23 protein-coding genes are annotated in these 26526 nt (G+C 61.7%); 21 read left to right on the top strand and 2 right to left on the bottom strand.

Annotation, left to right across the window (positions count from 1 at the left end):
- Positions 1-103: 103 nt before the first annotated feature.
- From QMO80_RS02605 to QMO80_RS02580, 6 genes are all read left to right on the top strand, one after another.
- Positions 104-2623, top strand: coding sequence for a hypothetical protein (locus tag QMO80_RS02605; protein WP_283198782.1), 2520 nt, complete (start codon positions 104-106; stop codon positions 2621-2623).
- A 67-nt stretch (positions 2624-2690) separates the two neighbouring features.
- On the top strand, positions 2691-3950 hold the full coding sequence (locus QMO80_RS02600) for an ABC transporter substrate-binding protein (protein ID WP_283198781.1): 1260 nt from the start codon (positions 2691-2693) through the stop codon (positions 3948-3950).
- An 11-nt stretch (positions 3951-3961) separates the two neighbouring features.
- Positions 3962-4999, top strand: coding sequence for a carbohydrate ABC transporter permease (locus QMO80_RS02595; RefSeq protein ID WP_283198780.1), 1038 nt, complete (start codon positions 3962-3964; stop codon positions 4997-4999).
- Complete coding sequence (locus QMO80_RS02590; RefSeq protein WP_283198779.1) at positions 4996-6045, top strand: carbohydrate ABC transporter permease; 1050 nt, start codon at positions 4996-4998, stop codon at positions 6043-6045. Before QMO80_RS02595 ends, QMO80_RS02590 begins: the two co-directional genes overlap by 4 nt.
- Before the next feature lie 28 nt (positions 6046-6073).
- Positions 6074-7153, top strand: coding sequence for an ABC transporter ATP-binding protein (locus tag QMO80_RS02585; RefSeq protein WP_283198778.1), 1080 nt, complete (start codon positions 6074-6076; stop codon positions 7151-7153).
- A 140-nt stretch (positions 7154-7293) separates the two neighbouring features.
- A complete protein-coding gene (locus tag QMO80_RS02580) occupies positions 7294-7881 on the top strand; it encodes a hypothetical protein (protein WP_283198777.1) in 588 nt (195 codons plus the stop codon).
- 89 nt (positions 7882-7970) lie between these two features.
- On the opposite strand, the gene QMO80_RS02575 is transcribed toward QMO80_RS02580, so the two are convergent.
- Entirely contained in the window at positions 7971-8153 is a 183-nt protein-coding gene (locus tag QMO80_RS02575) for a hypothetical protein (RefSeq protein ID WP_283198776.1), read from the bottom strand.
- A gap of 374 nt (positions 8154-8527) precedes the next feature.
- Between QMO80_RS02575 and QMO80_RS02570 the strand changes: the two genes are divergently transcribed.
- From QMO80_RS02570 to QMO80_RS02525, 10 genes are all read left to right on the top strand, one after another.
- Entirely contained in the window at positions 8528-8737 is a 210-nt protein-coding gene (locus QMO80_RS02570) for a hypothetical protein (RefSeq protein ID WP_283198775.1), read from the top strand.
- An 8-nt stretch (positions 8738-8745) separates the two neighbouring features.
- Positions 8746-9120, top strand: a complete 375-nt coding sequence (locus tag QMO80_RS02565; protein WP_283198774.1) for a GFA family protein — start codon at positions 8746-8748, stop codon at positions 9118-9120.
- A 158-nt stretch (positions 9121-9278) separates the two neighbouring features.
- Complete coding sequence (locus QMO80_RS02560; RefSeq protein WP_283198773.1) at positions 9279-10574, top strand: efflux RND transporter periplasmic adaptor subunit; 1296 nt, start codon at positions 9279-9281, stop codon at positions 10572-10574.
- A gap of 12 nt (positions 10575-10586) precedes the next feature.
- Entirely contained in the window at positions 10587-11303 is a 717-nt protein-coding gene (locus QMO80_RS02555; protein WP_283198772.1) for an ABC transporter ATP-binding protein, read from the top strand.
- Positions 11293-12495 carry an ABC transporter permease gene (locus QMO80_RS02550; RefSeq protein ID WP_283198771.1) on the top strand — a complete coding sequence of 401 codons (1203 nt, stop codon included), beginning with the start codon at positions 11293-11295 and terminating at the stop codon, positions 12493-12495. Before QMO80_RS02555 ends, QMO80_RS02550 begins: the two co-directional genes overlap by 11 nt.
- Positions 12496-12741: 246 nt before the next feature.
- On the top strand, positions 12742-13497 hold the full coding sequence (locus QMO80_RS02545; protein WP_283198770.1) for an autoinducer binding domain-containing protein: 756 nt from the start codon (positions 12742-12744) through the stop codon (positions 13495-13497).
- A gap of 817 nt (positions 13498-14314) precedes the next feature.
- Positions 14315-17584, top strand: coding sequence for a calcium-binding protein (locus QMO80_RS02540; RefSeq protein WP_283198769.1), 3270 nt, complete (start codon positions 14315-14317; stop codon positions 17582-17584).
- Positions 17472-18569 carry a calcium-binding protein gene (locus QMO80_RS02535; RefSeq protein ID WP_283198768.1) on the top strand — a complete coding sequence of 366 codons (1098 nt, stop codon included), beginning with the start codon at positions 17472-17474 and terminating at the stop codon, positions 18567-18569. Before QMO80_RS02540 ends, QMO80_RS02535 begins: the two co-directional genes overlap by 113 nt.
- A gap of 81 nt (positions 18570-18650) precedes the next feature.
- A complete protein-coding gene (locus QMO80_RS02530) occupies positions 18651-19010 on the top strand; it encodes a VOC family protein (RefSeq protein WP_283198767.1) in 360 nt (119 codons plus the stop codon).
- Positions 19011-19362: 352 nt separating this feature from the next.
- Positions 19363-19977 carry a GntR family transcriptional regulator gene (locus tag QMO80_RS02525; protein ID WP_283198766.1) on the top strand — a complete coding sequence of 205 codons (615 nt, stop codon included), beginning with the start codon at positions 19363-19365 and terminating at the stop codon, positions 19975-19977.
- Between the two features lie 51 nt (positions 19978-20028).
- Here QMO80_RS02525 and QMO80_RS02520 read toward each other — a convergent pair whose 3' ends face one another.
- Positions 20029-20841, bottom strand: a complete 813-nt coding sequence (locus QMO80_RS02520) for a ferredoxin--NADP reductase (protein ID WP_283198765.1) — start codon at positions 20839-20841, stop codon at positions 20029-20031.
- A gap of 359 nt (positions 20842-21200) precedes the next feature.
- Between QMO80_RS02520 and pcsA the strand changes: the two genes are divergently transcribed.
- The 5 genes from pcsA to QMO80_RS02495 are packed head-to-tail and all read left to right on the top strand — an operon-like array spanning position 21201 to position 26517.
- The gene (pcsA, locus tag QMO80_RS02515) at positions 21201-21929 is read left to right on the top strand and encodes a phosphatidylcholine synthase (RefSeq protein ID WP_283198764.1); all 729 of its coding nucleotides are present in this window, start codon (positions 21201-21203) and stop codon (positions 21927-21929) included.
- Between the two features lie 10 nt (positions 21930-21939).
- Complete coding sequence (locus tag QMO80_RS02510) at positions 21940-22920, top strand: quinone oxidoreductase (RefSeq protein WP_283198763.1); 981 nt, start codon at positions 21940-21942, stop codon at positions 22918-22920.
- A gap of 39 nt (positions 22921-22959) precedes the next feature.
- Entirely contained in the window at positions 22960-24528 is a 1569-nt protein-coding gene (locus QMO80_RS02505; RefSeq protein WP_283198762.1) for an ABC transporter ATP-binding protein, read from the top strand.
- Complete coding sequence (locus QMO80_RS02500) at positions 24518-25600, top strand: ABC transporter permease (RefSeq protein ID WP_283198761.1); 1083 nt, start codon at positions 24518-24520, stop codon at positions 25598-25600. Before QMO80_RS02505 ends, QMO80_RS02500 begins: the two co-directional genes overlap by 11 nt.
- On the top strand, positions 25597-26517 hold the full coding sequence (locus QMO80_RS02495; protein WP_283198760.1) for an ABC transporter permease: 921 nt from the start codon (positions 25597-25599) through the stop codon (positions 26515-26517). Before QMO80_RS02500 ends, QMO80_RS02495 begins: the two co-directional genes overlap by 4 nt.
- The last annotated feature ends 9 nt before the right edge of the window (positions 26518-26526 follow it).

Genomic DNA, 26526 nt, shown 5'->3' with positions numbered 1-26526 from the left:
AGTCCGCGGCAAGCGACAGAGCAGGGAGGCTTTGAAGATGCGGTTTGACGGCCAGTCCACGCGTCGGTTTTTCCGACGTCTCGCGGCTCGAACGAGCTGAAGCATGACCGCTGAGAAATCCCATCTTCGCCGCGCCACCGGCAAGCAGAGCCCGATCGTCTATTGGCAGCTCGGCCACCTCTCACAAGAGCGCTACGACATCGCCGACCGGCCGATGGAAGGCAGGATGGATCCGTTTTTCTTCGTTACCAAGACGAAGAACTTCATTCCGCACGAATATCCCTGCCGCACCGAATTCAAAAAATCCTTCTCCGGCCAAAGACCGCAACCGACCGCCGAATTCGAGGCGGTCCGGTGGTGGCTGCCCTTTGCCTCGCCGCGTGTCGATCTCTCCGGTTTCTGGTTTCGCCCGACCCGCATCGGCTGCTGGGCGCGCACCTTCCTCGATGCCGGCACGGGCGGGGCTGCCACGCTTCGCCTGTCGACCTGCGGCGGCGCCATCCTCTTCGTCAACGGCCGTGAACAGGGTTTCATGGCGCCTTACGAGCGCAATCTAGAAGCGCAACAGACTTTCGAGGTGGAGCTTGTCGCCGGCCTCAACGAGATCCGCGTCTATTTCGGCGATCTGGCCGAACGCGACGCCCGCTTCTATTTCCAGCTGGATTATCTCGACGGGCCTGAGGTCGAAACCGCTGTTCCCGTTCCGATCGCCGCCGATGCTGCGGATGGCCTGGAGGCGATCCTCGAAGGCATGCGGTTCGACCGCACCGCCTATCTCGGCGAGGACGTGACGATCCTGTTTCCCGCGCCGCTGCCGATGGCGCTGACCTGCCATATCGAGATCGAAGGCGACTTCATGTCGGCCGAGCGCTTCGATTATGATTTCGCGTTGGAGAAGGGCGCAACCAGGCTGGAACTCGGCACTTCGGCTGATATGCCCGCCGATTTCCGCCATTTCCGCATCACCCTCAAAACAGGCGACTTTTCGCTCGGCCGCACCCTCGGCGTCGAGATCTGTCATCCCCAGCGCCAGGGGCCGGCGCCGGCTGCGCTGGAAGATCGTGTCGCCGAGGCGCTGGCCGAAGTCGCCGCCCATTCCGAGCCCGATACGGTCTGCGCTTTCGCGCGTCTGGCTGTGGGGCAGGGCGGCGAGCAGACCGAAGCGATAATCTCGGCCATGCTGCCGGTCATCGAGGATTGTCACGACTGCGCCGATTTCGTGCTGGTGCCGCTGCTCTTTGCCTATACCCGCTGGAGCGATCTGCTGTCGCAGGATCTGCGCGCCAGGATCGAGCAAGCGGTCCTCAATTACCGCTACTGGATGGACGAGCCGGGCAACGACGTTCAGTGGTATTTCTCGGAAAACCACGCGCTGCTCTTCCACACCGCCGCCTATCTCGGCGGCCGGCTTTTCCCCGACGCCGTCTTCGTCCGCTCCGGCCGCACCGGCGCCGAGCAGATGAAGGTCGGCGAAGAGCGGGTCCGCGCCTGGCTCGATCATTTCGAGCGCTGGGAAATGGCCGAGTGGAATTCCGTTCCCTATTTCCCGATCGACCTCAAGGGTCTGACGGCGCTTGCCGCCTGCGCCCCGGATGAGACGATCCGCGCCCGGGCGAATGCCAGCATCGTCCGCCTGATGGAGATCGTCGCCCGCTCGGCCCATCACGGCATGCTGACCGGCAGCCAGGGCCGCTCCTACGAACATACGCTGCGCCCCGGCCGTTCGGTCGAACTCTCGGCCATTGCCCGGCTGCTCTGGGGCCGCGGCTGGTATGGCCGGCGCGTCCACGCGCTGCCGCAGCTTGCCGTCTGCATCCGCGACCACGGCCTGCATTTTCCCGAAAGCCTTGCTGCGATCGCCGCGCATGACGCCGACGCCGCGCAGGAATGGACCTTTTCCCAGGGCGAAAACCGTTTTGCTGCCCTCTATCACTACAAGACGCGCGACACCGCGCTCGGCACCATCGCGCATTATCGTCCCTGTGCCTGGGGATATCAGGAGACGGTGCTGCATCTGCGCCTCGGCGACCGGCCGGAAGCGCAGGTCTGGATCAACCATCCCGGCGAGACCATCCAGTTCGGTTACGGCCGGCCGAGCTTCTGGGGCGGCTGCGGAACGCTGCCGCGCGTCCATCAATATCGCGATCTCGCCATTCTCGATTTCGACATCCACGAGGGCCAGCCGGATTTCACTCATGCCTGGTTCCCGCTCGAAGCTTTCGACAACACGGTGGTCGATGGCAATCTGGCGCTTGCCCGTTCCGGCAACGGCCTTGCGATGCTGATCGGCAATGGCGTGCTCGAGCCGGTGAAGCATGGCCCGACGACGGATGTCGAGCTGCGCCTCGCCGGCCGCAGGGGCCGCTGGATCGTCCGTCTTTCCGATCTCGCCCGCGAAGGCGGCCTTGACGGCATGCGGGCACGTTTCGCCACGCTCGCCGCCCCCCGCGACAATAACGGCGCCTTGATCGTCATCGATCCGGATTATGGCCAGGTCGTCTTCGAAGAGGACGGCACCGTGCGCGCCGAAGGCCGCATTCTTCGGCCGTCGGACTGGTCGGTGCGGGGAGACGCGATACATCTTGAGATACCCGGCAGGCAGCCTCGGCGCGCCGCCTCATAGATGACATGCCTGACCGGGTGGAGGACCCGGCCAGGCACAACAATTCATCGGTCAGGAGGAGGAGAAAATGACCAGAATGAAATCGATCGGCGCGGCTTTGGCTGCGGTTCTCTTGAGTACCGTTGCCGCCCATGCCGGCGACGTGCGCATCATGTGGTATTCTGACGGCGGCGAAGGCGCTGTCGTCAAGGACTTGCTGGCGCGCTTCTCCAAGGCCAATCCCGATGTCAACGTCATCCTCGACGAGGTCTCCTACGACGTGGTCAAGGAACAGCTGCCGGTGCAGCTCGAAGCCGGGAAGGGGCCTGATATCGCCCGCGTCACCAATCTGAAGGCGCAGGCCCAGCACTGGCTCGATCTGCGTCCGCTGCTCGCCGATGCGAAATATTGGGACGACAATTTCGGCGCCCAGGCCGATTGGATGCGTCCCGACGGCTCGAACGCCATCACCGGCTTCATGACGCAGCTGACTCTGACCGGCGGCTTCGTCAACAAGACGCTGTTCGAGCAGGCCGGCGTCGAAATCCCCGGCCAGAAGGCGACCTGGGACGATTGGGCGGCCGCCGCCAGGAAGGTCGCCGACAGCCAGAAGGTCTTCGCCATGGCGATCGACCGCTCCGGCCACCGCGTCTCCGGCCCGAACATCTCCTACGGCGCCAATTATATCGCCGCCGACGGCAAGCCGGCGCCGATCGATCAGGGCGCCAAGGAGTTCCTCAGCCGCTTCGTCAAATGGAACGAGGACGGCACCATCAACAAGGATGTCTGGGTCAGCGCTGCCGGCACCACCTATCGCGCCGCCGCCGAAGACTTCATCAATGGCGGTCTTGCCTATTATTATTCGGGCAGCTGGCAGATTTCGGCCTTCGCCCAGAAGATCGGCGACAGCTTTGACTGGGTGATGTCGGGAAGCCCCTGCGGCACGGCCGCCTGCACCGGCATGCAGGGCGGCGCCGGTCTCGTCGCCGTCAAATACACCAAGAACCCCAAGGATGTCGCCAAGGTGATGGATTACCTGGCGAGCGCCGACGTACAGAAGGAGTTTGCCGAGCGCAGCCTGTTCATTCCGGCGCATAAGGGCGTCGCCTCAGGCCAGATGGACTTCAAGACCGACAATCCGCATGTGCAGGCGGCGCTGAAGGCCTTCGTCGAATCCGCCGGTCAGACGGCCGCACCGGCCATGAAACTGCCGGGCTGGAAGTGGTCGGACGCCTATTACAGCGCCATCGTCGCCCGCATCAGCCAGGTGATCGCCGGCGAAATGAAGCTCGACGACGCCTATGCCCGCATCGACGAGGACATCAAGGCCAAGGTCGGCGCCAACTGACGGACGGATAGATGGCGGAGAAGATGGTTTCTTCCGAACCGCGGGCAAAGGCCGGCCCTCGGCAGGCGCTCGCAGCACCTGTCCGGCTCCTGATGGGGATCGTCGATATTCCCATGCGCGCCTGGCAGAAGCTGACGGGGCTGAACGGCATGGCGGGCGTCTTCCTGGCGCCTAACATGCTGATCTTCAGCGTTTTCGTGCTCCTGCCGCTGGTCATCAACTTCATCTATTCGACGACGAGCGGCGGCGCCATCTTCCTGCCGAACAGAACCTATGTCGGTGCCGACCAGTACCACATCCTGTTCGATTGCGGCTCTTATCTCGACCCCTCGACCTGTGCCGCCGACACTTTCTGGGCGGCGGTGCGCAACACCGCCGTCTTCGTCGTCTTCCAGGTCTCGGCCATGCTGGTCGCAGCGCTGGCGACGGCTCTGATCCTCAATCGCGAGCTTTCCAATCGCGGCTTCTGGCGCGCCGTCTTTTTCTTTCCGGTGCTGCTGTCGCCCGTCGTCGTCGGCCTGATCTGGAAATGGATCCTGCAGCGTCAGGGCCTGCTGAACTATGCGCTGAGCCCTTTCGGCTTTGAGCCCTTCTCCTGGCTCAGCGATCGTTTCTGGGCCTTCTTCTTCGCCGTCTTCGTCTCGGTCTGGGCGCATATGGGCTTTTACGCGCTGATCCTGCTCGCCGGCCTGCAGGCGATCCCGAGAGATCTCTACGAGGCGGCGGCGATGGACAAGGCGAGTCCCACTCGCATCTTCCGCCGCATCACCCTGCCGCTCCTGATGCCGAACCTCATCGTCGTCCTAGTGCTGGCGCTGATCCGCGCCGTGCAGATCTTCGACGAGGTCTTCGTTCTCACCGGCGGCGGCCCGGGCACCAGCACCATGTACATCACCCAGTATATTTACGAGACGGGCTTTGCGAGTTCGCTGCGCAATCCGGGGCTTGCGTCGGCCGCGTCGATCCTGATGGGCATCGTGCTCGTCATCCTGACGCTGGTCCAGCTGGGCGTCAGCAGCCGCAACGAGAAGAAGGGAACACGCCAATGAGCGCTGTCGGCTCGTTCCTGCTGCGCCGCCGCGGCCGCGGCTGGCACTGGACGGATGTCGTCACCTGGATCTGGCTGATCTCGGGCGTCTTCCTGATGTTCGGCCCGGCCGTCTGGCTGGTCTTCTCCTCCTTCAAGACACCAGCCGCCCTTGCCGAATTCCCGCCGTCCTTGCTGCCTTATGTCACCGAACAGGCCGTCGTGCCGGGCTATGACAAGCCGCTGCCACTCTATAACGTCACCATGCCTGATGGCAGCAGCCGCGTGCTCGCCGAAGTCCGCCGCATCGGCATTATCGGCCAGATGGTCGATCCGAAACAGCCTGGCGAAATCGTCAAGGCGAACATCAAGGACCGCACCCCGGTGCGCACGGTCGAATTCGCCGCCGCCAATTACACCGAACCGTTCCAGCGCTTCGATTTCTTCCTGTTCCTGCGCAACTCCGTCTTCGTGACCGTTGTGGCGACGGCGATCACGCTGCTGGTCAATTCGATGGCCGCCTTCGCGCTGTCGAAATACCAGTTCCCTGGCCGCACCGCCGTCATGCTGATGATCCTGGCGACGCTGATGGTGCCGCTCTCGGTGATCGTCGTGCCGCTCTATTCCGTCATCGGCACACTGAACCTTTTCGACAGCCTCTGGGGCGTCATCCTGCCGACGGTCGCCACCCCCACAGGTGTCTTCCTGCTCCGCCAATATATGCTGACGATCCCGGACGAGCTAATCGACGCCGCACGCATGGACAAGGCCAGCGAATGGCAGATCTACTGGCGAATCATCCTGCCGCTCTCGGCGCCGGCACTGGCGGTGCTGGCGATCTTCTCGGTCGTTTGGCGTTGGAACGACTTCCTCTGGCCGCTGATCGTGCTGTCGCGCAAGGAACTCTATACGCTGCAGGTCGGCCTCAACGTCTATGCCGGCGAGCTCAATGTGCAATGGCACTATATCCTCGCCATGACCGTCGTCTCGATGATCCCCGTCGTGCTGATCTTCGTCTTCCTGCAGCGTTTCATCACCACAGGCATCGCCGGCTCCGGCCTGAAATAGGCCAGGCTACAAAAATACAGGAGAGTGCATGAGCGGGCTCGAGCTCAGAAACATCGTCAAGAATTTCGGCTCCGTCGAGGTCATCCGCGATGTCTCGCTTGAGGTCAAGGACGGCGAGTTCGTCGCCTTCGTCGGCCCCTCCGGTTGCGGAAAATCGACGCTGCTACGCCTCATCGCCGGCCTCGATAAGCCAACAGGCGGCAGCATCGCTATCGACGGCACGGATGTCACCGAGATCGGCGCCGCCGACCGCGGCCTCGCAATGGTCTTCCAGTCCTATGCGCTCTATCCGCATATGAGCGTGCGGGAAAATCTGGCCTTCGGCCTGGAGAATACCAAGGTGGCCAAGGCCGAGATCGAGGCCCGCATCACCGATGCCGCCCGCATGCTGGAGATCGAGCCCTTCCTGCAGCGCCGCCCGGGCCAGCTTTCCGGCGGCCAGCGCCAGCGCGTCGCAATCGGCCGCGCCATCGTCCGCCGGCCTGATGCCTTCCTGCTCGACGAGCCGCTCTCCAATCTCGACGCCGAGCTGAGAGTGAGCATGCGCGCCGAACTCGCCGCCCTTCACGCCCGCCTGAAGGCGACGATGATCTACGTCACCCATGATCAGGTCGAGGCGATGACGCTGGCAAACCGCATCGTCGTGCTGAGAGGCGGTCGGATCGAGCAGGTGGGAACGCCGTTGGAACTTTACAACAAGCCGGCCAACCGCTTCGTCGCCGGCTTCATCGGCGCCCCGCATATGAATTTCCTGGAAGGCTCGATCGTCGGCCACGAGAACGGTTTTGCCGAGGTCGAAACCGTCGGCGGCCATCGCATTTCGGTCACTGCCGGGGAGACACACCCGACGGGCGAGAGGGTCAGCATCGGCATCCGCCCGCAACACATCACCCTGGCCGATGCGGCCGCCGCAGGCCAGTTGGACACGCGGGTCACCCTTGTCGAGGAACTGGGCTCCGAAACCGTCGTCCACACCGAAGCGGCCGGCAAGAAACTGATCGCGGTCTTCGCCGGCCAGCAGCAAATGAAATCCGGCGACAACCTGCCGCTCCGTCTCGACCCCGCCGTGCTGCACCTCTTTGGTGAGGACGGCCGGCGTCTGTCTTGACGGGCAGGAAATGACCCTCAAACGAACATTCGCCTCAAGGCTTCCTCAAGCTTATTGAGCCGTAGATGCGCTAACAAAGGTTGGTCGTTGATAAATCTCTGAGTTGATAGAATACTGTTAGGGTATCTCTGGGGGACTTTATGCCGTCTATTGGCGTGCCGTGGGTTATTGGCCCCATTCCGATCGTAGCCACCATATGGTCGGCTTATGTGACTACCACAGCTCTCGTGCATCGGAGAGAGATGACGGGAGAGCGTTTTGTCGCGGCTTATCTATTTCCATTGGGAATTATTGCTGCAATTTCGCTAATGTTTTTGCACAAATACGATCTGCGTTTCATCATATTCATGGGGCAGATTGCGACAATGGTGTGTTTTGTGGGGATATATACTATCGAAAAGAAGTTGCGAGGCGATTTGCCCTTAATCGCCATGGATGAATTTTCTCTTAAAAAGGAATTGTGGAATTTATATTTTATTGCACTTGTTTACGCATTTTATTGGGTAATAGTTATTTCATTTCCTATTACAGCCGCCTGTACTATTTCAAAGTGTTACTTCATTGAAATTATGCTTGGTGGAAAGAACTTCAACTTCTCAGTCATTTACTCTCTGAATTTTGTCGGGTCTCTGATGCTAGTGGCAATTAGCGCAATTTCAGCTCGGACTCTTCGGGAACTACGAGCGAGATTGACGCAAGATCGGCCGGACCCCGGTGGGTCGGAATAGGGCTATGCGGCTGGCGATGCGAGCGTCGTGTATTTAAAAAGCCCGCGCCGAAATGGAGGCGCGGGCCGAATATTCATCTCAGGACAGCCTTAGTGGCTGTTCTTATGGCTCTGTTGACCAGCTTTTACATGCTGTTCATGGCTGCCGCCGCGGGATCCGCTGGACTGCGCGTCGCGGCCACCTGAAGAGGAGCTGCGGGCATTGGCGTCGCTCTTGTGACTCTGCTGCCCGGCTTTGACGTGCTGTTCATGGGTTCCACCTTGGTTTGCCATTCGGTTCTCCTTGGGTTTGAACGAGGCCACGTCGACCTCGAAAGAAAAACCTCGCTCCAGCGCATGCGTTCCACATTTTAATATTTCGTGATCTCGTCTCGAAATGAGGAGATGAGGAAGCGGACCGGGCGGGTAGGGAGCTCGCCTGCCGTTTCGTTGGCCATCGGGAGAAAGCGGAAAAATCCCGATGTTCTCCGGCGCCGCCGCGTCCGCTTGGCGCGGCCCGCAACCTCGATTTGACAATGCGTCTGGCGGCAGGAAGGTTCCGCGATCAGCCCGATCGATCTACGCCGGAAGCCCGCTCCAGCTCGTCGGCTCTTTCCAATCGACCCCATCGCTCTAACTTAGAGGGCATGGAATGAAAGGAGAAACCCATGACCGACGCACCGAATACGGCGACCCCGGCGCGAAGAGTGTTGCGTGGCCGCCCCTACAGTATCGGCGAATTTGCCAGGAAATACCGGTTGGATGACAAGGAGGCAAAACGCCTCTACGACAAGTTCGGCCCATCCGCCACCGAACTCGATCTGCTGATGGCGGCCAAGCGCCGCCCGCCGGGACTGCTCACCAGTCTCGACGCCTGACGACCGCTATGCGGATCCGGACGGGAAGCTGCCTGTGCGGGGCAGTCGACTATCGCGTCGAAGGCGAGCCGCTTCGCGTCGGCCTTTGCCACTGCGCCGATTGCCGCAAATCGAGCGGCTCCGCCTTCGTCTTCTTCGCGGTCTGGCCGCGCCTGGCTTTTTCCCACAGCGGCGAGATCGCCACTTTCGCCGGCCGCAGCTTCTGCCCCGCCTGCGGCGGCAGGCTTTTCTGCCTGCAGGAGGAGGCGGTGGAAATTCGCCTCGGTTCGCTCGATAGCCCGCCGAGCGACCTTGCGCCGGATCATGAAGTCTGGATCAAGCGGCGCGAGCGCTGGTTGCATCCGCTGCCGGGTGCTGGCCAATATGCCGAGGATGCCGGCTGACGAGCGCTCCGCGCCAAAACTTGACTTTTCTTACCAATATTTCATTTCTCCCATCCGCAATTCCGTGCCACTTCGGCGGCAACGCTAATGCCCGGTTCATCTGCGCTGTGATTATTTTACTGCGGGGCCAAGGCAGCCGCTGACTGATCGAGGATGACATGAACGATACCGGAACCGGCAAGAAGACCGCGGCACAGACAAGCGGCGCGTCCGACCTCGCGGCGGTGCTTGCCGCATCGGGACGGCAGGACAAGCGCAGCCGTTGGCGCGGGCGGCTGTTCATCCTGTTGATCCTCGTTGCTTCAGCAGCCGTCGCCGCCTATTTCTATATGGGCCGCGGGCAAAGCGAAGTGAGCTATGCCACCCAGCCGGCAAAACGCGGCGATCTGACGGTGCTCGTCACCGCCACCGGCTCGGTGCAGCCGACCGAGCAGGTCGATATATCGAGCGAGCTTTCCGGCACGGTCCGCGACGTCAATGTCGATTACAACAGCACGATCAAAGCAGGCGACGTGCTGGCGCTGCTCGACACCAACAAGCTTGAGGCCGATGTGAAGAGTTCGCGCGCCAAGCTGAATTCGGCCAAGGCGAACGTCGCCAAGGCCAATGCCGATCTGCAGTCGGCAAGCACCTCGCTCGAGCGGCTGAAGAGCTTGGTCCGGAGCAATGTCTCCACCCAGCAGAGCCTCGATGACGCCACTTACAAATATGATTCCGCCGTCGCCGCCAAACAGATCAACGAAGCCGAGGTGCTCGCTTCGGAAGCCGACCTGCAGCTTGCCGAGGTCAATCTCGCCAAGGCGAAGATCGTCTCGCCGATCGACGGCGTGATCCTCACCCGCGCCGTCAATCCGGGTGCGACGGTCGCAGCCTCGCTTTCGGCGCCGATCCTGTTCACCATCGCCGGCGACTTGAAGAAGATGGAGCTGCAGGTCGATGTCGACGAGGCCGATGTCGGCCAGATCGCCGTCGGCCAGAAGGCGAAATTTTCTGTCGACGCCTATCCAGACCGGAGCTTCCCAGCCGAGATCGAGCAGATCCGCTTCGCCTCCGAAGTGGTCAACAATGTTGTGACCTATAAGGCGGTCCTCTCCGTCGACAATGCCGATCTCCTGCTGCGCCCCGGCATGACGGCGACCGCCGACGTCACCGTCGAGGCCGTCAAGGATACGCTGATGGTGCCGAACACGGCGCTGCGTTATGCGCCCCCGCAGGCCGAACGGCGCGGCCGCGGTATTTTCGGCATCTTCGGTCCGCCGCGCCAGCGCGGCGGCGGCAATTCCGGTCAGGCGCTGACGGGCGCTCAGCGCCGCGTCTGGGTGCTGCACGGCGGCCGGCCCACGCCTGTCGTCATCCAGGTCGGCTCATCCGACGGCCAGTTCACCCAGGTCGTCTCCGGTGAGCTCAAGGAAGGTGACGCATTGGTGACCGACGCCACAACGCGTGCGAACTAGGCGGAGAGACGGATGGCAAGCCCGCCGCTCATCGAATTCAGGCAGGTCTCGAAAGTTTACGGCGAGGGCGAGGCGGCCATCCGCGCGCTCGACCATGTCGACCTTGCCATCAACGCCCATGAATTCGTCGCGATCATGGGCCCGTCGGGCTCGGGCAAGTCGACGGCGATGAACATCCTCGGCTGCCTCGACGTGCCGACGTCGGGCGACTACATCTTCGAAGGCATTCCGACCGGCGGCTTCGACCGCGGCCAGCTGACGCTCTTACGCCGCCATTTGCTTGGCTTCGTGTTCCAGGGCTTCAACCTGTTGTCGCGCACCTCGGCGGTCGAGAACGTCGAATTGCCGCTGATCTATCGCGGCATGGCGGTGCGCGAGCGCCGTGAACGGGCGCGCGAAGCCCTGGCGCTGGTCGGCCTCTCCGGCCGCGAACATCACAAGACCCAGGAACTATCGGGCGGCCAGCAGCAGCGCGTCGCCATCGCCCGCGCCATCGTCACTGAACCGGCGCTGCTGCTGGCCGACGAACCCACAGGCAATCTCGACACGAAAACCAGCATCGAGATCATGGATCTGATGACCCGGCTGAACCGCGAGCAGGGCATCACCATCGTCATGGTCACGCACGAGCCCGATATCGCCGCCTATGCCCAGCGGCTGCTCAGATTCGTCGACGGCAAGCTGGAGACCGAGGTCGAGCACCGGAGGAGGGCGGATCATGTTGTTTGAGACGCTGAAGCTGGCTCTGCGCGCCATCAGCCGCAACATGCTGCGCTCGTTCCTGACCGTGCTCGGCGTCGTCATCGGCGTTGCAGCCGTCATCGCGCTGGTAACGATCGGCAACGGCACGACCGCGCAGGTCTCGACCGAATTGTCGCGGCTCGGCACCAATATGCTGTTCGTCCGTCCCGGCCAGTTCGGCCCCGGCCGGGCGAGCTCCGAGGCCAAGCGCTTCAGCGTCAAGGACGTCGCCGCCATCCGCGACCAGATCAGCGGGTTGAGGGCCGTGGCGCCGCTCAACCAGTCGACAGCAACGGTCATCTCAGGCGGCCAGAACCATTCGACCAGCGTTTCCGGCACCACCAACGACTATTTCGTCGCGCAGGACTGGAACCTGGCGCTCGGCCGCACTTTCACCCCCGCCGAGGAGCGCGGCCAGTCCCGCTGCATCATCGGCGAGACGGTGCGCTCGCAGCTCTTCGGCGCCGCCGACCCGATCGGCCAGCAGATCCGCGTCGGCAAGGTCTCATGCCCGGTTATCGGCGTGCTCGCCAAGCGCGGCCAGTCCGGCATGGGCACCGATCAGGACGATGTCGTCATCATGCCGGTCAAGGTGTTCCAGCGGCGCATCAGCGGCAACAGCAACGTGCCGCAGATCATCATCTCGGCGCGCGACGGCGTCTCCACCGCCAAGGTGCAGGCCGACGTCGAAAACCTGCTGCGTGAGCGCCGCAAGATCATCCCCGGCCGGCAGGACGATTTCAATGTCAACGACATGACGCAGATCGCCGAGGCGATGACCGGCACGACGACGCTCTTGACCGGCCTGCTCGGCGCCGTCGCCGCCATCAGCCTGCTCGTCGGCGGCATCGGCATCATGAACATCATGCTGGTCTCCGTCACTGAACGAACCCGCGAGATCGGCATTCGCCTGGCGATCGGCGCGCTGGAAAACCAGGTGCTCACCCAGTTCCTGGTCGAAGCAGTGGCGCTCTCGCTCTTCGGCGGCATCACCGGCATCGCTCTCGGCCTGAGCCTCGGTCTGGTGGCTGTGACGCTCCTGAAAGTCCCCTTCGTCTTCAGCCCAATGATGGTCGCCGTCGCCTTCCTCTTCTCCGCCGCCATCGGCATGATCTTCGGCTATTTCCCGGCAAGACGGGCTGCGCAGCTGAACCCGATCGAGGCGCTGCGGCACGAGTGACGCGTGATGAATGCGTCATCGCAGGGTGCATGGGAATCTTATGATTGGCAGTGCTGGATGGACCGCTGTCCGGGTGCTTGAGATTCCCTCCGCGGTGTCGCCTGACAATGTCAATTCTGCATCGCAATAATGCAGACTGGATAAATACAACCCACACTGTAAAATCCTCGTTGTAATGAATGTATATCAAAAGCATGCGGGCCGCGTCGGTCTGCTGCTGATTAGAAATATTGATTTCGGAAGAAAATGTCTGTCGACCAGCGTATCCTGCAGGAAGCATTCCACTGCATCCGCAACCTCCATGAAATTGGCCATCTCTCGGCAATTGTCCATCAGCTGCGCGCATTGGTCGGGGCTGCCAATCTTGCCTATCAAGCTCTTTTCATTCCGGGCCGGGTGACCAATGAACGGCTCGTTGCAGAAACCTATTCCGACAGGTGGAAGAAACTCTATCAGTCGAAAAATTACCTTCGCACCGACCCCATCGAGATCGCCGCACGCAGAGCATCTCAACCGTTAGACTGGAGCCATTTGAGGTCTGTGTCGAAGGAAACCGCGTCCTTCTTCGCAGAAGCCGAGCGCCATGGCGTCGGCAATAATGGCGTCTCCATACCTCTTGTCGATGCCCAGGCCGGGCGGGCGCTGTTCAGCGTCACATCAAATCTTGAGGGGGACGATTGGGCGACGTTCAAGGGCTGTGCTCTGCCATCGCTCATTCAGATTGGCAAAGCCATTCAGCTCCGGACAGCGGAGATCGAGGTGAAATCGGCAGCGCAACCTTCTCGCGTTTCCGCATTGACCGTCAAGGAAACGGACTATCTGGCGCTCTACGTTGCCGGCTATGAAATCAAACAGATTGGCGATATGCGTTCGGTTTCGGGCACCGCCGTGCGATCAGCCTTGAATTCCGTTACAGAAAAACTCGATGCGCGTGGGCCGCGTCACGCCGGCTATCTCGCAGTTGCACTAGGCATCATTCCGACTTCGGCCATTGTGAAATAGCTCCTGCGAGAAAAATAGTTCCGCCCGTCTTGCCGTCGCAATTCCAATGCGTCGTTCGTTGGCGCTGGCGCTTTCTGAGGCTGCGGCTCATGCTCTGAAATGTTGTGGAATAATTTCTGGGAGATGACTCGATTGCAGCTATTCGAATTTCTTTTTATTGAATTTGAATGTTATTTAAGAGGCTGAATTCAATCATAAATAGATATTTTATCGACATTTGCTTCCAACGTTTAATACTATGGCGGGCATAGGCTTCGCCATATGTCAAGATTTTAAATTAAAAGTTGCGCCTGAATTCCTGTCGTCCTAACGATCTCGTGGGGAGTTATAAGCGGCGAGAGGGATGCAGTGCTGGGTAGAAAGCAGCCTCAGGAGTATCGGAGTTGCCTTGCCGCTTCAGGGGGCGTGTTTCTCTTCTCGTGTCTAATCAATATGTTGGCGCTCAACACGCCGATTTTCATGATCGAGATCTACCATCGGGTGATGCCGGGCAAAAGCGTTCCGACCCTGACCGCCGTGCTCCTCCGCACGACAGGACTCTTTCTTGAGATCATTCGCGAGCGCCTGATGCCACGCATGGCTGCGGTGGTTGATGGTGCGCTGACAAAACGCGCGTTTGCTGGGATTTCAGACGATTCAAAACGAACGGTAAAGGCTTCGCGATCTCAAGCTCTTACTGGCCCACGGAGGTTTTCATTCGCAGGGCGATCGAACGGTCCTCCCTTATTTCATGAACCCGCTCAGCGACCACGTCGAGCATGTGTGTCGGGACGAACAACATCATTTCTTTCAACATTTGAATCGCCAGGGGGCTAAAATGGCAGTCATTACGGGAACGGCAGGTAACGATACTTTGAATGGCACGACCGGAGATGATCAGATCTCCGGCCTCGGAGGCAACGACATCCTCATCGGCGGCGCAGGGGCAGACCGATTGGATGGCGGCGCCGGCGTCGACACGGTGGACTACTCGACCTCGACGGCTGCGGTGACCGTCAGCTTCTGGACCGGTACGGGCAGCGGCGGCGATGCTGAAGGCGACACCTATGCCAGCATCGAGAAGGCGATCGGCTCGGCCTATGACGACCTGCTGGTCTCGGCGGTGCCCGGGCATGTGCTGCAGGGCGGGGCCGGGAATGACGTCTACGTCCTTGGCGTCCAGGGCGTCTCCGTCGTCGAGGCGGCGGGCGAAGGTGACGACACGGTGCAGACGCAGCAAGGGACGCTGAGCATCGCGGGCTACGCCAATGTCGAGCGACTGACCTATACCGGCACTGTTAACTTCGACGGCACGGGCAATGCCTTGGACAACACCATCACCGGCGCCGCCGGCAACGATCTCCTGAACGGCGCTGCCGGTAATGACCAGCTGATCGCCGGCAACGGCAATGACACCCTCATCGGCGGCACAGGGGCAGACCAATTGGATGGCGGCGCCGGCATTGACACTGCGAGCTATAGCTCGAGCGTGTCGGCCGTGACGATCAACCTGAAGACCGGCGTGTACACCGGCGATGCGGCCGGTGATACCTTCACCTCGATCGAGGGCTTCATCGGCTCGAGCTCTAACGACACCTTCGTGAGCGGCTCGGAGGCCACCGGCTTCAACGGCGGCAATGGCTTCGACACGGTTGATTATTCGACCTCGACGGCTGCGGTGACCGTCAGCTTCTGGACCGGTACGGGCAGCGGCGGCGATGCTGAAGGCGACGCCTATGGCAGCATCGAGAAGGTGATCGGCTCAGCCTATGACGACCTGCTGGTCTCGGCGGCGCCCGGGAGCGTGCTGCAGGGCGGGGCCGGGAACGACGTCTACGTCCTTGGCGTCCAGGGCGTCTCCGTCGTCGAGGCGGCGGGCGAAGGCGACGACACGGTGCAGACGGAGCAAGGGACGCTGAGCATCGCGGGCTACGCCAATGTCGAGCGACTGACCTATACCGGCACTGTTAACTTCGACGGCACGGGCAATGCCTTGGACAACACCATCACCGGCGCCGCCGGCAACGATCTCCTGAACGGCGCCGCCGGTAATGACCAGCTGATCGCCGGCAACGGCAATGACACCCTCATCGGCGGCACAGGGGCAGACCAATTGGATGGCGGCGCCGGCATTGACACTGCGAGCTATAGCTCGAGCGTGTCGGCCGTGACGATCAACCTGAAGACCGGCGTGTACACCGGCGATGCGGCCGGTGATACCTTCACCTCGATCGAGGGCTTCATCGGCTCGAGCTCTAACGACACCTTCGTGAGCGGCTCGGAGGCCACCGGCTTCAACGGCGGCAATGGCTTCGACACGGTTGATTATTCGACCTCGACGGCTGCGGTGACCGTCAGCTTCTGGACCGGTACGGGCAGCGGCGGCGATGCTGAAGGCGACGCCTATGGCAGCATCGAGAAGGTGATCGGCTCAGCCTATGACGACCTGCTGGTCTCGGCGGCGCCCGGGAGCGTGCTGCAGGGCGGGGCCGGGAACGACGTCTACGTCCTTGGCGTCCAGGACGTCGCCATCATCGAGGACGCTGGCGGGGGCACGGACGAAATCCGCACCGCGCTGACAACCTTTTCAATGGCTGGCTACACCAATATCGAGCGGGTGACCTTCACCGGCACCGGGCCAGTGAACCTGACCGGCGGCGCCGGCGATGACATCCTGACCGGCGGCGCCGGCGACGATATCCTGAACGGCGCCGGCGGCAACGATATCCTGATCGGCAGCGGTGGCGCCGACCAACTGATCGGCGGCACAGGGACGGATACCGCCAGCTATGCCAATGCGGGAGCCGCAGTCACTCTCAATCTGAAGACCGGGGTCCACACCGGCGACGCCGCCGGCGATACCTTCAGCGGCATCGAGGTGCTCAGCGGATCGAACTTCGACGACACCTTCATTGGTAACGGCACGACCATCACCTTCGACGGCGGCGTCGGTACCGATACCGTCGACTATTCCGCTTCGACTGTAGGCGTCAACGTGGCCCTTGGGGCTGCCGGGGTGACGACGGTCTCATCGGGCGGCGACGCCCAGGGTAACAGCCTCGTCAACATCGAGCGCGTCGTTGGCTCTTCCTTCGCCGACACCCTGGCTTCTTCCGCTTCCGGACACACCCTCGTCGGAGGAGCCGGAGACGATATCTACCTCGTCGGCGATCAGGGCGTGACGATCACGGAGGCTGCTGGAGGGGGCACGGATGAAATCCGCACCACGCTGGCAACCTATTCAATGGCGGCCTTCGCCAACGTTGAGCGCCTCACCTTTACCGGCACCGGGGGATCGAACCTGGCCGGCAATGCCGGCAACAATGTCATGATCGGGGGCACGGGGAACGATACGCTGAATGGTGGTGCCGGCAACGACGTGCTCGATGGCGGCATCGGCAACGACATCCTCGCCGGCGGTGCTGGAGCCGATCAACTGATCGGCGGTGCAGGGACGGATACCGCCAGCTACGCCAATGCAGCGGCTGCGATCACTATCAATCTGAAGACCGGAGTTCACACCGGCGACGCTGCAGGCGACACCTTCAGCAGCATCGAGGTCTTCCAGGGCTCTTCCTCCAAGGACACCTTCGTCGGCAACGGCACGGCCGTCACGTTCAACGGCGGCGTCGGCACCGACACCGTCAGCTATTCCTCCTCGGCGGCAGCAGTCAATGTAACCCTTGGGGCAAGCGGAGTGACGACTGTCGCATCGGGCGGGGACGCCGAGGGCAACAGCCTCGTCAGCATCGAGCAGGTCATCGGCTCGGCCTTCGCAGATACGCTCGGCTCGACCGCCACGAGCACCCAGATGCTGCAGGGCGGCGGCGGCAATGATACTTATGTCGTCGCCTCCCAGAACACCATCATCACCGAATCGTCAGGCGCCGGCGACGACGAGATTCGCACCACCGCGACGTCCTACTCGATGGCGGCCTACGCCAATGTCGAGCATCTCACCTTCACCGGCACCGGAAACGCGACCCTGACCGGCAATGCCGGCGACAACGTCATCACGGGGGGGCATCGGCAACGACACGCTGATCGGTGGGGCGGGAGCCGACCAGCTGATCGGTGGTGCAGGGACGGATACCGCCAGCTATGCTAATGCTGCGGCTGCAATCACTCTCGATTTGAAGACCGGGGTCCATGCAGGTGACGCCGCCGGCGACAGCTTCGACAGCATTGAAGCATTCAAGGGATCGAACTTCGATGACACCTTCTTCAGCTCGGCTTCGGCGGACAATTTGAATGGTGGAGCGGGCACTCTGGATACGATCGATTATTCGTTCTCCAGTGATGCGGTAAGTATCAACCTGACGACCAATGTCGTCACCGGCGGTGATGCGGCGGGTGACGTTCTGGCCAATTTCGAGCGGGTCGTCGGTTCTTCCTTCGCCGACACCCTGTCCTCTTCCACTTCGGGACACGCCCTCGTCGGAGGCGCGGGAGACGATATCTACCTTGTCGACGCCCAGGGTGTGACGATCACGGAGGCTGCTGGAGAAGGGACGGACGAGATCCGCACCACGCTGGCGACCTATTCCATGGCGAACGACGCCAACGTCGAGCGGCTGTCTTTCACCGGCACCGGCAACGCGACCCTGACCGGCAATACCGGCGACAACATCATCACCGGCGGCACCGGCAATGATACGCTGAACGGTGGTGGCGGCAACGATCAGCTTCATGGCGGCAGCGGCGATGATACGCTCTTTAGCGGCACTGGCGATTTCCAGCTCTATGGCGACGACGGCAGCGATACCCTGAACCTGATATTGGGCCAAGGTTTTGCAGATGGCGGCAACGACGGCGACAGCTACCGTGTGAACATGGCTCTTGCTGCGACGATCAAGGACACCGGTGTCGGAGGCAGTGACGCGGTGTATCTGGACAGGGTTCTATCTTTTGCGGATTTGGATAACATGAGAGTAGGGGATGATCTTGTTCTTCAATCTCACGCCGACGCGACGCCCGGCACAGGCTATGAAAACGCCACGGTGATACTGCAAGACTGGTACGCCGGAGCAAACAGCATCGAGTTCTTCTACCTTGCGGATGGCACGCAGGTTTCGGGAATTCTGTTCAGTTAAGTTTGGCCTGAGGCAACGCAGCCGCAGGAACAGCGGTTGCATTGCACTCAAAGTAAACTTGAGGAAACATGAGGCGCCGTCATGCCGCTCAACAGGCTGGTGATCTACCCCGGGAACGTCGAGGAAACGGCGCGGTTTTGTGAGAAGCACTTCGGATTCAAGGCGACCAGCCTGCCTGGCGACCGCATCGTTGAACTCGTCGCTCAGGACGGCGGTGCCAATATAATGCTTCATCAGGCCGCCAAAGGGCGGCGGAGCGGCCAATCCATCGTCAAGCTTGTATTCGACGTAGAGGATGTCGAGGCTTTTTGCATCCGGTGCGCAGAGAACGGTCTGGAGTTCGGTACTCTTCACAAGGCTGACGGTTATGTGTTCGCCAATGCAAAGGACCCGTGTCAAAATCCGATCTCGGTCTCCAGCCGAGCTTTTCGCAAAGGCTGAACCGAAGGGTAGGTGCCGGCATTGTAGAGCGCCCGACGCGAGGCGGCTCTTTACGCCGTGGGTGAGTTCGGGAGGAACGCCAACCCGCTTTCCGTCCTCCTCGGCCTTGAGCCGAGGATCCATGCCATTACCGCTGGTGGATCTGGTGTGGATGCTCGGCTCAAGGCCGAGGAGGACGGAGGGCGAGTGAAGGGAGTTCTTTCGCGGCGGAGACCAAGTCAGCAATCGCATTCGCCGAATTCACACCCGCTGTTATCTCCTTGTCTCCATTCCAATATTTCGATGCCGACTTGTCTTCGGTTTTTGACCGTGCCACTATGTGATATATCAGATTGGGCAGCGGACTTTCAGCATGCAGACGTCACAGAGCCATCTTGCCTATCTCGCGCTGGAGCATCTGATCGTCACGCTGGCGCTGAAGCCCGGCGCGCTTGTCACCGAAAAGCAGCTGATCGATATGGCGGGCCATGGGCGCACACCGGTGCGCGAGGCGATCCAGAAGCTCGCCTGGCAGGGGCTGATCCGGGTGAAGCCGCGTGTCGGGCTGCAGGTGGCGGAGATCGCGCCGGAGGATCACGGCAACGTCATGCAGGTGCGCCGTGAGCTGGAGCCGATCGCTGCAAGCCTTGCCGCCGAACATGCGACGGACGAGCAGCGTGTCCGCCTCGGCGACTGCACCCGGGCGATGGAGCAATGCGCCGTCACCGGCGATCTCGCCGGCTTCTTCGCTGCCGACAAGGCTTTCGACGAAATCCTCGAGGATGCCTGCCCGAACGGCTTCATCATGGCGGCACTCGGCCCGGTGCAGACGCATGCGCGTCGCCTCTGGTACTCAACGGCAAGCCCGGAGCGCATGGACCGCGCCATCGCGCTGCATGTCGCCGTCATCCGCGCCATCCATCAGGGCAGGGCGGAGGAAGCGCAAGCCGCCATGGCGGTGCTGATCGATTATCTCGCCCGCACATGAAAACGGCTCCGTTTCCGGAGCCATTTTCAAATCTTATTGCCAGTGAAAACGTCAGCCGACGAAAGCGCGTTCGATGACGAATTCGGCGGGCTTGCTGTTGGCGCCTTCATCGAGGCCGGCCTTTTCAAGCAGTTCCTTGGTGTCCTTCAGCATGGCCGAGGAGCCGCAGATCATGCCGCGGTCGATCGCCGGATCGAGCGGCGGCACGCCGAGATCGGTAAACAGCTTGCCGGAGGAGATCAGGTCGGTGATGCGGCCGCGATATTCGAAATCTTCGCGGGTGACGGTCGCGTAGTGGCGCAGCTTGTCGCCGACGACTTCCTTCAGCAACTCGTCGTTCTGAATCTCCTCGACGAGGTCAAAGCCGTATTTCAGCTCGGCGACATCGCGGGTCGTATGGGTGAGGATGACTTCCTCGAATTTTTCATAGGTCTCGGGATCGCGGATCAGGCTGGCGAAGGGCGCAATGCCCGTTCCCGTCGAGAACATATAGAGACGGCGGCCCGGCGTCAGCGCGTCGAGCACCAGCGTGCCCGTCGGCTTCTTGCGCATCAGCACCTGGTCGCCCGGCTTGATCGCCTGCAGATGCGAGGTCAGCGGGCCGTCCGGCACCTTGATCGAGAAGAATTCGAGCTCTTCGGCCCAGGCAGGGCTGGCGATCGAATAGGCGCGGAAGACCGGCTTGCCCTCGACCATCAGGCCGATCATCGCGAATTCGCCGGAACGGAAACGGAAGCCCTGCGGCCGGGTCATCGTGAAGCGGAAGAGCCGGTCGGTGTAATGCGTCACGGAAAGCACCGTCTCGGCGTAGACGCCGGCGGGGATGGACGAGGCGAAGTCTTCGGTCTTTGCAGGCGCGTTCATTGCGGTAGCGGATCCCGTTTCGTCGGATGAACTGTCGGATGCGAGGCAGATATTACATATCGGGCTCGAATTAAAGGCATTCCATTCCACGCAGTGCTCCTGAAGGGAAATATGCATGTCATTGTCAGGATTCAATGGCCAACCAGGGGGCAGCGGGCAATGTCGTATTTCCCGCTGGCGAAGCCCGGCAAAGGATGCATATTAGGGCGGCGCGCCTGGACTGCACGCCGGTTTTCGGCAAAAACGGTGCGACAACAAAGACCTACGGCGTCGGGTCCCGATTCAGGAAAGAGGGGGCCGGTGATGGTTGGCAAAAAACAAGCTTGCCGGGGCGAGCGTGATAGGGCGGTCGGGGGAATATGAAGATTTTTAAGTACAAACGCGTTCCTTACGCGGAGATGCGCGCCTTTTCTGTCCATATCCTGACGGCCTCCGGTTCTTTCCTGGCCTTTCTCGGCGTCGTTGCCGCCGCCGAACACCGCTTCATCGACATGTTCTGGTGGCTGGGTCTGGCCCTGCTGGTCGACGGCATAGACGGGCCGATCGCCCGCAAGGTGCGCGTCAAGGAAGTGCTGCCGAACTGGTCTGGCGATACGCTCGACAACATCATCGACTACGTCACCTATGTGCTGCTGCCGGCTTTCGCGCTCTATCAGAGCGGCATGATCGGCGAGCCCTGGTCCTTCGTCGCCGCCGGCATGATCGTCGTTTCCAGCGCCATCTATTATGCCGATATGGGCATGAAGACCGACGAGTACTTCTTCTCCGGCTTTCCCGTCGTCTGGAACATGATCGTCTTCACCCTGTTCGTCATCGATGCCAGCGCGACGACGGCGCTCGCCGTCGTGACGATTTCGGTGGTGTTGACCTTCCTGCCGATCAATTTCCTCCACCCGGTCCGCGTCAAAAGGCTGCGTCCGCTCAATCTCGGCGTCTTCTTCCTGTGGTCGGCGCTCGGCATTTTGTCATTGCTGATGCACTTCGACACGCCGGAATGGGCGCTCATTCTCTTCATCGTGACCGGGCTCTATCTTTACGTCATCGGCGCGGTGCTGCAATTCTTCCCCGCTCTCGGACGCGAAGCTTGAGGACAGGCAAATGACGAAGACACAGGCGGTTTCATTCTCGAAGACAGGCGGGCCGGAGGTTTTCGACTATGTCGAACTCGATCTGCCGCCGCCTTCGGCCGGTGAGGTGCAGCTTAGACAGGCGGCAGTCGGCCTGAATTTCATCGATGTCTATTTCCGCAACGGCACCTATAAGGCGCCGCATCTGCCCTTCGTCGCCGGTAAGGAGGGCGCCGGCACCGTCACGGCGGTCGGCCCCGGTGTTACGGATTTCAAGATCGGCGACCGTGTCGCCTATGCCAGCGCCGACGGCGCCTATAGCGTCGAGCGTAATATCGAAACGCGCCATCTGGTGCATGTGCCTGATGGCATCGAGCTTGAAACGGCAGCGGCGATGATGCTGAAGGGCATGACCGCCGAATATCTCTTGAACCGCACCTTCAAGGTGGGGCCCGGGACGGTCCTCTTGTTCCATGCTGCCGCCGGCGGTGTCGGGCTGATCGCCGGCCAATGGGCAAAGGCGCTCGGCGCCATCGTCATCGGCACGGCGGGCTCGGAGGACAAGATCGCGCTGGCGCTCGCCCATGGTTATGACCATGTGATCAACTACAAGAGTGAAGACTTCGCCGTCCGGGTCCGCGAGATCACCTCAGGCAAGGGCGTCGATGTCGTCTATGATTCGATCGGCCGGGATACTTTTCCACAATCGCTCGACTGCCTGAAGTCGCGCGGCCTTTTTGCCTCTTTCGGCCAATCCTCCGGGCCGATCGAGAATTTCAGCCTTGCCGCGCTGGCGCAGAAGGGCTCGCTGTTTGCGACGCGGCCGACGCTCTTCACTTATATCGCCGCACGCCAGGAGCTGATCGACAGCGCCAAGGCGCTATTTGATGTTGTGCAAAGCAACAAAGTGCGTATCAATGTCAATCAAACCTATCCGTTGCGTGAGGTTGGGCGGGCTCACGCGGATCTGGAAACAAGAAAAACAACAGGAACGACGCTGCTGATTCCATGAGATCCGAACGGACCGATCGGCAGAAGAAATGAGGGGAACGTGTCGCCATTGAATGTGCCGGAAGCCGGTGCGTTATTATCCGTCCAGAAGCTGACGAAGTTTTTCGGTGGCTTTGCCGCCTGCAATGAAATCGATCTCGATATTGCGCCGGGTGAAATTCACGCGCTTCTCGGCGAAAATGGCGCAGGCAAATCCACCCTGGTGAAGATGCTGTTCGGCGTTCTGGAGCCGACGCATGGGCATATCCTCTGGCAGGGCAAGCCGGTTTCGATCACCTCCCCGGGTGAGGCCCGCAAGCTCGGCATCGGCATGGTGTTCCAGCATTTTTCGCTGTTCGAGGCGCTGACGGTTGCCGAAAACATCGCCCTGTCGCTCGATGACGCCATCCCGATCGACAGGATCGCCGAGGAGGCGAGGGCGCTGTCGCAAGCCTACGGCCTGCCGCTCGACCCGCATGCCCATGTCGCCGATCTCTCGGTCGGCGAACGCCAGCGCATCGAAATCGTCCGTGCGCTGCTGCAGAACCCGAAGCTGATCATTCTCGACGAGCCGACATCGGTGCTGACGCCGCAGGAGGCCGACAGGCTGTTCGAGACGCTGTTCAAGCTGCGGGCCGAAGGCCGTTCGGTTCTCTATATCAGCCACCGGCTGGAAGAGGTGCAGCGCATTTGCGACCGCGCCACCGTGCTGCGCCATGGCCGCGTCACCGGCGCCTGCGATCCGAAGCAGGAAACGCCCGCCTCGCTTGCCCGCATGATGGTGGGCAGCGAGGTGGCGACCGTCACCCATCCGGAGCGCAGTGACAAGGGCGACGTGCAGCTTGCCGTTGCCAACCTGTCGGTTTCAGCGCGCACGCCTTTCGCCATGCCGCTCCGCGATGTCTCGATGGCCGTGCGCGCTGGCGAAATCCTCGCCATTGCCGGTGTTGCCGGCAACGGCCAGAGCGAGCTTTTCGATGCGCTCTCCGGCGAATATCCGGTCGCGTCGGCCGAGGCGATCGTCATCCGCAAGAAGCCGGTGGGCACTGAGGGCATCACCGCCCGCCGCCTGCTCGGCGCCGGCTTCGTGCCGGAGGAACGGCACGGCCATGCCGCCGTTTCTGCCATGAAACTGTCGGACAATCTGGTGCTCGCCCGCAGTCAGTCGGATCGGAAAGCCTTTCTCGGCGTGCTCGGCATCATCCGCCACGGCGCGGTAAAATGTGCTGCGCGGCGGATTTCAGAGGCGATGGATGTGCGCAAGAGCGGCGACGATCCGGCCGCCGGCTCGCTTTCCGGCGGCAATCTGCAAAAATTCATCGTCGGCCGCGAACTCGACCGCCAGCCGGCCGTGCTCGTCGTCAATCAGCCGACCTGGGGCGTCGATGCCGGGGCTGCCAGCCGCATCCGCCAGGCGCTCGTCGATCTCGCAAAGGCCGGCTCCGCCGTCGTCGTGATCAGCCAGGATCTCGACGAGATCTTCGAAGTGGCGACGGAAATTGCCGTCATCTCCGAGGGACGGCTTTCCAGGCCCTATCCGGCCGGCGAACTGACGCGCGAAAGGATCGGCCTGCTGATGGGCGGCCTGCACGAAACGGGCTCTGTCGCGGAGGCGGCCCATGCGCATTGAGCTCGAAAAACGCCCCGACGTCTCGAAGCTCTTCGCCTTCGTCTCGCCGCTGCTGGCCCTTGCCCTGACGCTTGCCTTCGGCGCCATCATGTTTGCCATGCTCGGCAAGGATCCGGTCGAGGCGCTGGACGCCTTCTTCGTCGAGCCGCTGCTTGAGGTCTGGTCGCTGCACGAACTGGCGATCAAGGCCGCACCGCTGATCCTGATCGCCGTCGGCCTGGCAGTCTGCTATCGCTCGAACAATTGGAATATCGGCGCCGAAGGCCAGTTCACCATTGGCGCCATCACCGGCTCCTATCTGCCGATCGTCTTCTACGACTGGCATTCGCCGCTGGTGCTGCCGCTGATGCTGATCCTTGGCGCGCTTGGCGGCGCGTTGTTCGCCGCCATTCCGGCGCTGTTGAAGGCGCATTTCAACACCAATGAGATCCTGACATCGCTGATGCTGGTCTATATCGCCCAGCTCTTTCTCGATTGGCTGATCCGCGGCGCCTGGCGCGATCCGCAGGGTTTCAACTTTCCGGTCTCGCGTGATTTCGCGCCTGAGGCGGTGCTGCCGGCAATCTGGGAAGAATCGGGCCGGGCGCATTGGGCCTTCATCTTCGCCATTGTCGCCGCGGTCGGCGTCTGGTTCATGCTGCGTTATACGCTAAAAGGCTTCGAGATCGTCGTGCTCGGCCAATCGGAGCGGGCAGGGCGTTTTGCCGGCTTCTCCTCGAAGAAGATGATCTGGTTCAGCTTCCTCTTCTCCGGCGCTCTTGCCGGCCTTGCCGGGATAGCCGAGGTCTCCGGCTCGATCGGCCATCTGCAGCCGGCGATCTCGCCGGGCTACGGCTTCACCGCCATCATCGTCGCCTTCTTGGGCCGCCTCAATCCGCTCGGCATCATCGCCTCCGGCCTGGTGCTGGCGCTCACCTATCTCGGCGGCGAGGCCGCACAGCTGTCGCTCGGCGTTTCCGACAAGGTCACCCGCGTTTTCCAGGGGTTGCTGCTCTTCTTCGTGCTCTCCTGCGATACGCTGATCTATTACAAAATCCGCATCGTCTGGTCGCGGGTCAGGGGCGCGGCATGAGCATCTTCGAAGCGATTCTGCTGACGGTGATTACCGCCTCGACGCCGCTCGTCATCGCCGCGCTAGGCGAACTCGTCACCGAGCGTTCCGGCGTTCTCAATCTCGGTGTCGAAGGCATGATGATCATGGGCGCGGTTGCCGCTTTTGCCGGCGCGCAAATGTCGGGCTCGCCCTATGTCGGCATCGTCTGCGGCATTGCGGCAGGCGCGCTTTTCTCGCTTCTCTTCGCTTTCCTGACGCTGACGCTGGTGGCAAATCAGGTGGCGACAGGGCTGGCGCTCACCCTTCTTGGTCTCGGCGCCTCAGGCATGCTCGGCGAGGCCTATGTCAGCGTTCCCGGCATCCGGCTGGGAGAGATCGTCATTCCGGTCCTGTCGGATCTTCCGGTCATCGGCCATGTTCTCTTCCGGCAGGATCTGATCTTCTACCTGTCGATTGCGCTTGTGGTCGGCGTCAGCTGGTTCCTCTTCCGCAGCCGCGCCGGGCTGAAGCTGAGAGCGATCGGCGACAGTCACGCTTCGGCCCATGCGCTCGGCATTCAGGTTATCCGCACACGCTATCTGGCGGTGATGTTCGGCGGCGCCTGCGCCGGCCTTGCCGGCGCCCAGCTGTCGCTCGTCTACACCCCGCAATGGGCGGAGAACATGTCGGCGGGGCGCGGCTGGATCACGCTGGCGCTGGTGGTCTTCGCCTCCTGGCGGCCGTGGCGGGTCTTTACCGGCGGTTATCTCTTCGGCGCGGTCACCATCCTGCAGCTGCACGCGCAGGCCTTCGGTCTCGGCATTCCCTCGCAGTTCCTCTCGATGCTGCCCTATGCCGCGACTATTGTGGTTCTCATCATCATTTCTCATAATCGGCGCACGACGTTGATCAATACGCCCGCCTCGCTCGGAAAAGCCTTCGTGCCGGAGCGATAAGGCAACACG

The sequence above is a fragment of the Rhizobium sp. BT03 genome (assembly GCF_030053155.1).
Classification (GTDB): domain Bacteria; phylum Pseudomonadota; class Alphaproteobacteria; order Rhizobiales; family Rhizobiaceae; genus Rhizobium.
This window is presented reverse-complemented; position numbering and strand designations above follow the sequence as displayed.